This window comes from Hafnia alvei, from assembly GCF_900095695.1.
In the GTDB taxonomy this organism is placed as follows: Bacteria; Pseudomonadota; Gammaproteobacteria; order Enterobacterales; family Enterobacteriaceae; genus Hafnia; species Hafnia alvei_B.
Genome location: NZ_FMIQ01000057.1, coordinates 1 through 12,237, shown reverse-complemented (window position 1 = coordinate 12,237; position 12,237 = coordinate 1). Strand labels below are relative to the sequence as shown.

8 protein-coding genes are annotated in these 12,237 nt (G+C 49.8%); 2 read left to right on the top strand and 6 right to left on the bottom strand.

Annotated elements, in window-relative coordinates:
• Positions 1-95 precede the first annotated feature (95 nt).
• Positions 96-878 carry a cyclic-guanylate-specific phosphodiesterase gene (gene pdeH, locus BN1044_RS14665; protein WP_072309478.1) on the bottom strand — a complete coding sequence of 261 codons (783 nt, stop codon included), beginning with the start codon at positions 876-878 and terminating at the stop codon, positions 96-98.
• Positions 879-1,114: 236 nt separating this feature from the next.
• On the opposite strand from pdeH, the gene BN1044_RS14660 reads away from it, so the two are divergent.
• Positions 1,115-1,315 (top strand): 2-hydroxymuconate tautomerase family protein, encoded by a 201-nt coding sequence (locus BN1044_RS14660; RefSeq protein WP_025799514.1) that lies wholly within the window; start codon positions 1,115-1,117, stop codon positions 1,313-1,315.
• A gap of 352 nt (positions 1,316-1,667) precedes the next feature.
• Positions 1,668-2,612, top strand: coding sequence for a 2-dehydro-3-deoxygluconokinase (locus BN1044_RS14655; protein ID WP_072309340.1), 945 nt, complete (start codon positions 1,668-1,670; stop codon positions 2,610-2,612).
• Positions 2,613-2,688: 76 nt separating this feature from the next.
• Here BN1044_RS14655 and BN1044_RS14650 read toward each other — a convergent pair whose 3' ends face one another.
• The 5 genes from BN1044_RS14650 to BN1044_RS14630 form a co-directional block, all read right to left on the bottom strand.
• Positions 2,689-4,227, bottom strand: a complete 1,539-nt coding sequence (locus tag BN1044_RS14650) for a M16 family metallopeptidase (RefSeq protein ID WP_072309339.1) — start codon at positions 4,225-4,227, stop codon at positions 2,689-2,691.
• 353 nt (positions 4,228-4,580) lie between these two features.
• Positions 4,581-5,864, bottom strand: coding sequence for a dicarboxylate/amino acid:cation symporter (locus BN1044_RS14645; RefSeq protein WP_040044438.1), 1,284 nt, complete (start codon positions 5,862-5,864; stop codon positions 4,581-4,583).
• A 293-nt stretch (positions 5,865-6,157) separates the two neighbouring features.
• Entirely contained in the window at positions 6,158-8,167 is a 2,010-nt protein-coding gene (gene hmsP / locus BN1044_RS14640) for a biofilm formation regulator HmsP (RefSeq protein ID WP_211095712.1), read from the bottom strand.
• Between the two features lie 304 nt (positions 8,168-8,471).
• Entirely contained in the window at positions 8,472-11,978 is a 3,507-nt protein-coding gene (bcsC, locus tag BN1044_RS14635; RefSeq protein ID WP_072309337.1) for a cellulose synthase complex outer membrane protein BcsC, read from the bottom strand.
• Positions 11,951-12,237 (bottom strand): glycosyl hydrolase family 8 (locus BN1044_RS14630; RefSeq protein WP_254663935.1); only part of this gene is annotated, 287 nt, incomplete at its 5' end. The genes BN1044_RS14630 and bcsC, both read right to left, overlap by 28 nt.

Sequence of the window (12,237 nt, the reverse complement as noted above, 5' to 3'; positions counted from 1 at the left end):
ATCTAATTGATGATGTTTCCCACACATAACCATAGGTTAAATATTAGAGATATGCCCGTTTACGGGCAAAACTGGAGGCTTATTACCCGTAAAAATCACTCGCGAAAGAGCGTGGGCAATTGGTGCAGAGAGTCGAATCGATTCGGGCGGGAGAGATAGAAACCCTGCGCAGCGCAGGCCTCTGAGCGTTTTACCAGCATCCATTCCTGAGAGGTTTCAACCCCCTCGACAATAACGCCTTTGGTATAACGACTCATCAACGCCACTAATGCATAAAATAGCCGAACGCCCTCATGGCTCTCGCGCAAAAACGAGAACAGCGCACGGTCAAGTTTGACGAACTCATAGCGGCACTCCATCAGCGAAGAAAAATTGGCTAATCCGCTGCCAAAATCATCGAGCCATAAACGATGTACATCTTCTAGCGACTGAATAGGGATCGTCAGCGCCGCATACGCATGTTCAACCATTTCAAAGCGCAAATAGGGCATACTTTCCAGCAGATTACGGGCTTCTGGTAATAGCTGAATAGACTGCAACGTTTGTCCATCAACGTTCACAGATACCAACAAATCACGCTGCTGAATAAAGCTATGCCAATGCTGAATCAGCCTAAGCTGTTCCAGCACCACATCTTCACGCAGATCCTGTGAGATTTGCTCGAAGTAATCTTCAGGCGATAAACGGCAATCAGGATTATCAGGGTGGTAAACCGCTGTCAGCAGTTCAATCGCTAACGGCACACCGCTGGTACAGTAAATAGGCTGGAAGGTATAGCTTCTCTGGCACTGGCTCCAGAAATTTAGCTCGCGGGTAGGCTCCAGTGCGGGCAACGTGGGCATAATCCACCCCGCCTCGATTGTCTTGCCAATTTTCATGTATCCACCATCCGCATACATCATGTGAGAACCATTTTCTTTGCCCTTGCGGACAATGAACAAAATCAGTTATCGGCAAGGATCCTTAAATCTTTATAGCCAAAATAATTCAAGTTACTTGAATGCGGCTAACGGATCAGCGGTAACCAAATAGCGGAGCTTGGCAAATGAGCTACGCTATTAATTCGTTTTATGGGAATTTATTAGCCTACTTTTTACACCAATGGAGTATCAAAATGCCTTTCGTTAATATCAAAATCACTCGTGAAGGGGCCACCACCGAGCAAAAAGAAGCGCTGATAGCCGGTGTCACACAGTTACTGGTCGATACGATGGGGAAAAACCCAGCTACTACCGTGGTTATCATCGAAGAAGTCGAAACCGATAATTGGGGAATTGGCGGAAAAAGCGTGACCGAGCTGCGCAAGAAAAAGTAGCGTGCAGTAGTAAACAGTAACCTAATGCCGCCCACTTAAGCTCAATTTTAGGGGAAGTACACCGATGGGGTCGTAGCGGCGTAAGCCGCCGACAACTTTGCCTGGAGCAAAGTTGAACAACGCTTCGGCGTCGGCCCTTGAGGTGGAACACAAGGATGTGTTCCATAACGGCCCCGCAGGGTACTAGCCCCGTGTATCTCGATCGCCAAAACGACATTACACAAAACACTCATTTTTAGATCCATATCATATAAAAATAGAACACTGTTTTATTTATATTGACGCTGAGTTTTCCAACGGGGAAACTAAGATAACTGCGTTTTTACGACCTCAATAAAACAGGCTTTCCTTCATGACCATTGCTTCCCATTCCAATGCAAAAATTGCCGTCATCGGCGAATGTATGATTGAACTGTCGCAAAAAGGTGCGGATCTTTCCCGTGGCTTTGGTGGCGATACGCTGAATACCTCGGTTTATCTTTCACGTCAGGTGCCTGAACATGAGCTAGCCGTGCACTATGTCACCGCGTTAGGTACAGATACGTTCAGCAACGAAATGTTGGATGCGTGGCAGCGTGAAGGGGTAAAAACGGAGTTAACCCAGCGCTTGGACAACAAACTTCCCGGCCTCTATTTTATTGAAACCGACGCCAACGGCGAACGCACCTTTTACTACTGGCGCAACGATGCCGCTGCACGCTATTGGCTAGACGGCGAAAAAGCCGATGCGATTTGTGACCAATTAGCGCAGTTTGATTATCTGTATCTCAGCGGAATTAGCCTTGCTATCCTCAACGAGGAAAGTCGTGAGCGCTTACTCACTTTATTAAAGCGCTGTCGCGCCAACGGGGGCAAAGTTATTTTTGATAATAACTACCGTCCACGTCTGTGGCAGAGCGTCGAACAAACACAGGCAGCCTATACCGCAATGCTGGCCTGCACCGATATCGCCTTCTTAACGTTGGATGATGAAGATCTGCTGTGGGGGCAAAAAACCGCTGATGAGGTCATTGCACGCACCCATGCACTAGGCGTGAGTGAGGTGGTGATTAAACGCGGCGCTGATTCTTGTATTGTTTCAGTCGATGGCCAAACCGTAGACGTGCCCGCGGTTAAACTACCAAAAGAAAAGGTGGTTGATACCACCGCAGCGGGTGACTCATTCAGCGCCGGTTACTTAGCTGTTCGTCTGCGTGGCGGAACACCAGCCGCATCGGCACAGCGTGGACATCAAACCGCCAGCACCGTCATTCAGTACCGTGGGGCCATCATCCCGCAGGAAGCCATGCCTCGCTAATAACCTTTCTATGCCCCATCCTTCCCCGATCAAGGGAAAGGATGGGAAATCACAGAGTTAACCGCCTTACTGAAATCTACTGAGCTGAAATTGGCTCTTCTTTTGCCGCCGGATCCGCCTGTGGTGCGGTTGCAGAAGATGAAGCATCTTCCGGCACCGCATCACCTGCCGCCGAGGCATCTTCCATATTCAGTCCCATGGTATTGTTGTAGACATCACGTAACGCTTTCACGTTTTCCTCGGGTTCACCACGCGGCTGGCGCAGAATCAGCGTTGGTTCACGAGAAAGCTGGTTATGCAGCTCCTGATTCAAATCATCCAAAGTCAACGTTGCTAAGAAACTCTGACGCAGCTTTTGGTAGGTTTCAGGAGAAATATCTACCACGCCGCTTTGCTGCGAACGCAAACGCTGGCTCATCAGAACATCGGTGTCCGTGCGCGCATAAGTCGCAAACAGTTTGGTTAGCTGATCTTTCTTCTGCGCAATCATGGTATCAAATTCTTGCTGCGTAACGCCGTCATCATGCACCGCAGACATTTCCGTGGCGATAAAGCTCAGGGCTTTATTCAGATTGGCCTGCGTAGTCGACAGATGGATAGCGCACTGAGAACGCTGATATTGCACCTGACAATCAAACATCAGATTGACCGCCCCTTTCAGATCGCTGTTTGCCAATACCTGCTGTAAATGGCTGAACAGCGCTTCGCGAGCGAAATCACTTTTCCAATAGCGCTGAAGAACCTGAGAATCGCGAATTGGCTGCCAAGGCACATCCCACGTGATCGACAGCGTGTCCTGCTGTGCGTTCTCGGCAATCAGGTTAATCGGCGTAGTCGGCAGCGGAGCCAGCGTTGGTAAGGTTGCTGGCGTTTCACGTTTGCCTTTCAGATCGGCAAAAGCTTTATTGATCTGCTCGCTCAGGGAGCGGGAATCAACGTTACCGACCACGTAAAGCGTCATTGCATCTGGCGTATACCACTGCTGATAAAAGGCCTTCAACGACTGAGTATCTACCGGACGGTTTGGCCCTTGACCAGGCTCATGCCCAAGCATCGTTGAGCCTTTGAGACGAAGACGCCACAAAGGATCGTTAGCATCGGAAGGCAGCGTCGCCACTAAATTTTCTGGGGATTGCAGAGCGCTAATCACCGTATTGCTATCAATATTCAACTTACCCGCGGTATTCGCCAGCCACAGCAACGCCTCTTTCAGCAGCTCAGGGCGGTTATTCGGCAAGCTTAAATTGTATGCGGTGTAATCATAAGAACTCACCGCCGGAGGTAACGGGCGCTGAGGGTCGATACTTTGTTGCCAGAACGATTGAAGCTGGCTCGCGGTAAAATTATCGCTATGTGTTAATGCTAAACGCGGCAACAGATGGGCAAAGCCCACCTGCTGATTTGATTCTACAAGTGAGCCAGTGCTCACTATCATACGCAACTCAATCCGATCGGATGGACGCTGTGGTGTGGCTAACAATTGCCATGAAAAACCATTATCCAGTTTTCCTTCCTGCCACGCGGGATCGGGCTGTAGTGCTTCAGAATGCACAGAGCTGCTGGCCGCCGCCAACAACAATCCACCAACCATGAGCCGAATTTTGGTGCCTTGCATGTGAACCCCTACTAAATACTGACAAAAATGTGCGAATTCCCCTGAGGAAGATAACCCATCTGGCCTGTAAAAACGGCTAACTCAACGCGATGAGTCAAGCATCGATTTTTAGACCACAAGAGTGGGATTATGTCACCCGACAGAGAGAAAAAAAGTTCTAAACAACAGCGACACCAGACAACAAAAGGCTCAGGAAGGTCGCAAGTCAGGATCGCTGGCGCATCTGAAGCCGAAAGTATGACGAATGAGTTGTTGTAGAAATGAATGGGCACATTATAAAGATGCCCCCGCTCGCATCAAGCGAATGGGGGCAATCCGTCATGTTCGGTAACAAAAACCGAGGAATAGGAGGGTTATAAGGTCTGTGTTTGAGCTGCGTTACGGTCTTTTTTACCTAAAACCGCCTTCATTTGTTTTTCATCTAGCTGGCGAACACGCTTCGCAACCACAATAGTCGCAACGCCGTTACCAATCAGATTCGTCAACGCACGCGCTTCAGACATAAAACGGTCGATGCCTAAAATCAGCGCCAAACCCGCTACCGGTAGATGCCCTACCGCGGAAATGGTGGCAGCCAGTACGATAAATCCACTTCCGGTTACACCTGCGGCCCCTTTCGATGACAGCAACAGAACCACCAATAAGGTAATTTGATGCCAGATATCCATGTGTGAGTTGGTTGCCTGCGCAATAAACACCGCCGCCATGGTCAGGTAAATCGAGGTGCCATCAAGGTTAAATGAGTATCCTGTTGGTATCACTAACCCCACAACCGATTTCTTACAGCCTACTTTCTCCATCTTATCCAGCATGCGCGGCAGTGCAGATTCAGATGAGGAAGTCCCTAATACAATCAGCAGCTCTTCTTTGATGTAGGCAATGAAACGGAAAATACTGAATCCGGTGGCCTTGGCGATGGAGCCCAGCACAAACACCACGAACAGCACACAGGTGATATAGAAGCAGATAATTAACTGTCCCAGTTGCACCAGCGTTCCAACGCCATATTTACCAATGGTAAAGGCCATCGCACCGAATGCACCGATTGGAGCCAGTTTCATAATCATATTAATGATGCCGAAAATGACTTTCGAGAAGCTGTCGATGAAGTTAAACATCATCTGTCCTTTCTCGCCCAGATGATGCAGTGCGAAACCAAACATCACGGCAAACAGCAGAACCTGAAGGATATTCCCACTCGCAAAGGCACCGATGACGCTACCCGGGATAATATCCATGACGAAAGCAACCAAGCCTTGTTGCGCAGCCTGATCGGCATAGACCGCCACCGCTTTGGCATCCAACGCGGCGGGATCGACGTTCATCCCCGCGCCCGGTTGGACGATATTCACGATCACCAAGCCAATAATCAGAGCAATGGTGCTCACTACTTCGAAGTAAAGCAAAGCAATCGCGCCGGTACGACCAACGGCCTTCATGCTTTCCATACCAGCAATCCCAGTCACCACCGTACAGAAGATAACTGGAGCAATAATCATTTTGATCAGTTTAACGAATCCGTCGCCCAGAGGTTTCATCTGTGCGCCGAGGTCAGGGTAGAAATGGCCTAGTAATATCCCCAGAGAGATAGCTAATAACACCTGGAAATAGAGGCTTTTAAAGAGGTTTTTTTTCATATTTATACACTTCCTTATCGGGTACGCACGCATCAGATACAACGCACTAAAGGCGGGGGTTACACTCGGTACAACCATCCTTTATGACTCTGTACTGCGTTGGACGCAAAATAACACCGGCGTAACAATATGGAAATGCAATGTTGTAATTAGTAACCAAATTTTATCATTTTTAAGAGCTGAAACGTATCAAACCCGCAACGAAAAAAGGGTTATCACTACAAAGGGAAGGGATTTTTATGGAAGGATGGCCAGCGAACTGGCCATAATCAGTTGTTTACTAAGCGTAATCTTTAGATAAGAAAATACTTTCTCTCAAACTCTTCCTGCGGTAACGCAGGAGAGAACCAGTAACCTTGCGCATAGTAGATACCGTGTGCAAGCAACCACTCGCATTGCGCATGTGATTCTACGCCCTCGGCCACCACGTCTAACGCCAGCACATCGGCAATAGACGCCACAATACGCACTAAAGCGTCATCGGCAGGGATCTGGTCAACAAAGTTTTTGTCGATTTTAATAATATCCACCGGCAGATGCTGCAAGTAGTTCAAGCCAGCGTAGCCCATACCAAAATCATCCAAAGCAATCTTAATACCGATTTTGCGCAAACGCGCCAACATCTCTGCAGCCTGTTCCATATTGCTGATATACGCCGTTTCCGTTACCTCAAGATGCAGCATGTGCGGATCGAGTTGGTACTCTAGCAACATTTTTTCCAGCAGTTCAACGTAGCTGAGATTAGCAATCTGAATACCTGAAACATTCAGCGAAATCGGCACGCCGATATTCTGCTTTTGCCAAGCCGACAATATCTTCATCGACTCGCTAATCACCCACTCATCCAGCGCCTCTATTCCACCGATTTCTTCCGCCAACGGGATAAATTCAGAAGGTAAAGTTAGTTCGCCGTCTTTGCGATTCCAGCGGATCAACGCTTCTGCCCCCGCCAAGCGCCCCGAACGCAAATCAATTTGCGGTTGGAGATAGAGAGAGAAATCACCTTGGGTGAGCGCTTTCATAATCTCTGTTTCTTTGGTCAACCGCTCTTTAGCCTTGCGAGCCAGCATTGGTTCAAAGAATAGGGTTTGATTTTTGCCTTCTCGCATCGCCATATTCATGGCTGAACTTGCCTGACTTAAGAGAAGCTCGGCCTCTTTCTTGGCATCAATCGTCTCCTCTGCGTTTGGCTGGTAAAACGAAATCCCAATGCTTGCCGTGGGCCGTAGCGCCACCGTTTCTAAATCAAGCGGCCGCGTGATGGAGTCCATCAGGTTTTTCGCCAATAGCATCAGCGAGTGTGGCATTTCAACGTTTCGAACCAGCACTACAAAGCGATCCTGATTAACCTGAGCCAACATATCGGCTTCGCTCACGCACTCTTTCAACCGGCAAACTAATGACGTCAGTAACGCATCGCGCTGTGTGGTATCCAACACCCCCATCGCTTCTTGCAATGTGCCGATATTGATCACAACGATGCCTGAATTCTCTTTGCGGCAAACCAATAAATGCTGTTCCAACAAAGGAATAAACAGCGTCATATTCGGCAGATGGGTCAGAGGATTATGCGTAGACATACGGCTCATCGCCTGATGAGCTTTTTCTAACGCCTGCTGATTACGATTATAGTTGCGCACCAATAAGCCCAGTTCATCATCTCCGTGCGACGGCGGCGGCGTAAGCTGATGAAAATTGGGGGTATCGAGCGGCATGCTGCGCAACTCTTGTGCCAGCGCGCGCAACGGGTACACCAGCAGCCGATTCATACACCAGCTAATAGCAACGGTAAGAATCAAAGCCAGCAAAAGATAGGTCGATACCATGGTAGACAGCGTCGACAAAATAAACTGATAAATGCGGAATGAATCGGCCTGTAAAACGAGATAAGACGACGGCTGCCGCGCCGCGATATTGCGTTCAATGCCGTAAAGCGGCATCGAAACCTGGACAGGCAGATCGAAAATCTTCATCACCGCTTCAGGAACGGCTCGCTCTTGAGGAAAACGGCCTTTAAGCGCCTGAAGCTCATTGGGCAACATCACGTCGGCACGGCTCAGAATACCGATGGGGACTAGGCTATCGAGAATTTTTTGGGCTCTCACCGCGTCCATATTCAACATGGCTTCAGAAAGCGGCTCACGTACCGAATGGGCCAAATTCTCCAGTTGCTGGACGTAGTCCTCCTTACGCTGGTCCACAAAATGGAACAGCTGAATCACGACAAAAATACAAATCGTAATGAGCGCCACAACCGACACCATTGCCATTTGTTTGATCGTTAAGGAACGACTGACTCGCAAACTGTCTCTCCGATAACATCTAATTTAAACAATAAGAATCCAATACGTGGGGGATACTGTTAGCTAAACACCCCATTGACCCAGCCAGAGTATACTTGATCACATCTGTTTTTAACCCTTAAGCCGAATTCTTTCACAAACAATTACACGTATTTAAGCATAATCGGGTGACGTCGATGCATTTTGCACCATTTTTAACGCCAAATTGAACTCAGTTCAACACCGACAAAAAACCAAAAGGCCCGTCATGCAGAGTACATACGGGCCTTTTTAACTTGGTAGAACCGGATTCGATATAGAGTAATTACTTGAAATCAGCGTATGGCGTTAATGGCTGCGGTGGCAGATCCATATCACCTTGCCAACCAGCCGCTGAATAGCGGACATAAATCAAACCGTGACTCGGGGTATAGTCTTTCGCTTCCTGAATATCTACGCCCGCACCGATAAACCAGTTGGAAGTCACTCGGCGTTCAACAATCGCTCGTAGGGTATAACCTACGCCGCTACTGCTGCTGCCGCTATCCGTGTCATATTTATCAGTGTACTTATTATTGGCTTTGTCCGGGGCAGGGATCAGACCCTTAATCGGATAACGATCGACTGTATCGGTTTTCGAATGCGACCAAGAAACCGAACCACCCAATTCCCAAGACCAATTTTCAGTACGTTGGCGATAGTTCACCGGTACACCAAAGGAAACATACTCCTGCGGGCTATAGTAACCGCCTTGCCCCAGCGTATATCCGCTCAAATCCTTATCGTAGTGCCAAATCATATTGCTCAGGCCTACGGTTACACGGCGGTTATTTTCGTTGATAAGCTTGTAATAGTATCCGGCCATCCAACGTATGCTGCTGTTATCAGCAACGTTTTTCCCCGTCAATTGATCGGCGCTCAAATCAGCCCAAACGCCATGTGCTTCACCGCGATCGTAACTACCGCTGATCCCCAAGCCGGTGCGGCGCACACCGCCCCATGTGATACCGGTTTGATCGTCTTTCTGGCCACCGAATGCCAACAAGGAGCTTGAAATCGGACGACGGTGAGCATTTACCGTCCAGCCAATATGGTTCCAGTCATTGCTATAGCTCAGCCCGCCGACCCAGTCCACCACGTCGAAGCCCATTGGGGTGGTGCCGAAATCCCCTTCCCAATGCTCATTTTTCCAACCCGCAGAGAGGCTCGCGCCCGTTGAGTTTTGGCTATTGCCAGACTGACAGCCGTTGACGTAACAGGTGCCGAATTTCTCTTTATAAGGCCCGCCTTTAAAGGAACCCGCCTGCATATTTACCACGTCGGTACGCAGGAACATGCGCCCATCATTAAGTGGCGCATCCATCTGCAGCATGGTGGTATTGGCCGTTAAATCAGAATATCCACCGGTACCACTAGAACGTGCATAGTCATGATCCAACGTGACATTCACATCCTGCTGTCGATATAAATCAGCCGCATCGGAACGTACGCCACGCTTAAGCCAATCGTCTTTTTCATCGTTACGCGTTAGACGAGTGAAAGTATCGTTATCCTGCGGTTTGGTTGGTGCAATGCCAGAAGACACCATCGCATCACGATAATAATCCACCGCTTTATCAGGGTTCCCTTGCTTTTGTTCAAAGCGAGCGGCATCGCGCATCACCAGCGCACCGTCCTGACCCGGCTCTTTGGCCGCCTGCGGAGTAATACGATCAAAAATCGCCTGCGCTTTGGCCATGTCTCCCACCGATGCCCAAGCTCCCGCCACGCGGCGTTCGGTATTCATGCTTGGCGCTTCGGCTGGTTTAACCTGCTGCAATGCCTGTAGCTGAGTGCGAGCTTGTTCAAGCTCACCTTGCGCAACGAAGGCTTCAATTTCGCCTAGGTGAGCGGAATCATTATCGGGCTCGCGTTTTAGCACATCGCGATAACCCACCAGCGCCGCATCATAATCTTCGCGCTCTAATGCCCAATCGGCGAGCGTTAAATCGATGCGGGTATTGGCTGGCTGTTGACGTAGGTAAGCAATCGCTTCGTCTTCATGTCCCGCGTCACGCAGGTCTTGGGCTTTTTTGAGCGTTTCGCTGAAGTGCAAACGGTCAGAAAGCTCACGAATATTGGCATCCCACTTCGCCTTCGGTAATCCATCAACCTGCGCTAAGGCCGCCCGATCGCGATCGGTGCCTGATAGGTAAAGCGCGTGCGCATAAACCTGCTGAGGATCGCCAGGAAGCTGCTGTGCTAAGGTATTGAAAGCACGGTCGGCTTCATCAGTACGGCCAGCCGCATGCAGATCTTTAGCCAAGCGGTAAGTTAGCCATACGTCATTGGGTGAAAGTTTCAGCGCCTGTTGCAGTTTATCTGCCGCTCCCGCCCACTGTTGCTGCTGTTCAAGAGCCTGCGCCTGCTGCTGCAATACATCGCTTTGAATGCCGTTGATTGCACTCTGCATCGCTTTACGCTGGCTACGCGGCAGCTGATCCAGATAGGCCATCGCCTTCTCTGGCGACTGACGTTGGTAAATGTTCACTAACCCACGCACTGCGCTGCTGTTGGTTGAATCAAGCCGCAACGCCTGTTGATACAATCGCTCCGCGCCCGCATCATCTTTACGCGCAACTGCGACATCACCTAAGCCAAGCACGGCATAGCTATCCGTATTATCAATCCCGCGCGCCTGCTGATATTTCTGCTGCGCAACATCCAACTGATTGGCTTTCAGCGCTTTATCGCCAGATTGGATAGCCAGCCAATACTGATTACTTTTAATTAAGCTGATCCACTTATCGCGGTCATAACCGGTCGGGTCGGCTTTTAACGCACGTTGGAAATACTCTAACGCTTTTGCACGGTTATCCTGTCGCGCATACGCCTGACCCAGCGCGCCTAGCACATCGGAATCATTTGGACTTGATGCCAATGCCTTCTGCAATTCAGGTATCGCCACTGCGCCTTTGCCAGAGTCAACCATCGCCAAACCGCGAGAACGGGCAATGAAAGCCGGGTCGGAGAGTAATTTTTGCTGATCGGCTAACTTCTTGCGCGCTTCAACGGTGGAAGGATCTTGCGCAAAAATCACCAGATAACGCTGTAAGGACGCAACGCTTTGCTCACCGACAGGAGTGCGGTTAATTTCAGCCATCCACAGATCCGCAGCGTCTCCGCGCGTGTTGCTATCTGCTGCCATTTTCTCCAGCACAGCATAGGCTTTCTGAGTTTGGTTGGTATCCAAAAGCATGCCTGCCAGCGCTCGGCGCAACTCACCATTACCCGGATTGGTTTGTCTCAACGCTTCCAATTTGGCAATAACGTTGTTTTCCTGACCCGGCTGACGCGCAACGACACGCAGATATTCCACGGCTAAATCAACGGTTGGAGGGGTACCTTCAAACAATTTATCATAGGCCTGCACCGCCTCAGGAACATGGCCAGCGGTTGCCAGTAAACGTGCCTGCTGCAACTGCTGACGGCCTTCCGGCGTCGTCAGCGACATGTTCAGTTTGGCCTGCTTATAGACCTCTGAATTCGGAGCCTGCGCTTTCAATTTATCTAACTGCTGTTGCGCAAGCTGCTGATCGCCCTGACGCAACGCTAAACGCATGCGCGCCGCCATCACGTCTGGGTTATTTGGATCCATCAGTTCTAAGCGATACAGTGATTGCGTGACTAAGTCATCACGATGGCTGGCTTCGCCCACGCGAATTTGCTCTAGCAACCACTGTTCTGGCGAAACAGCCGCATCCGCGGCAACGCCCGCGCCAGACAGAGAGGCGAGAGATAAGCCGATCGAGAGACTCAATCCGCTTAATGAGAAGTGGCGGTACTTGCGCATGTGCTGCTGTCCCAGTGAGGTAAAAGCTCACCCTTTAAATTAAAACGAAAACGTTGTTGGTCCCATCCTTGGCCAAAGAGCGTTAATACGTAGCTGTAATAAGCATCACCGCCCAGCGGATTATCTTTCACCCGCTGGCGCTGCACCGCTTGCGCATCCGATCCGGCAAGGAACGGCAGCAACGCCGCAGAGAAACCTGAATTGCCATAACCTGACGCCTTACCCGTAGCAACATCAACTTTTTCCGGTGGATATCCAA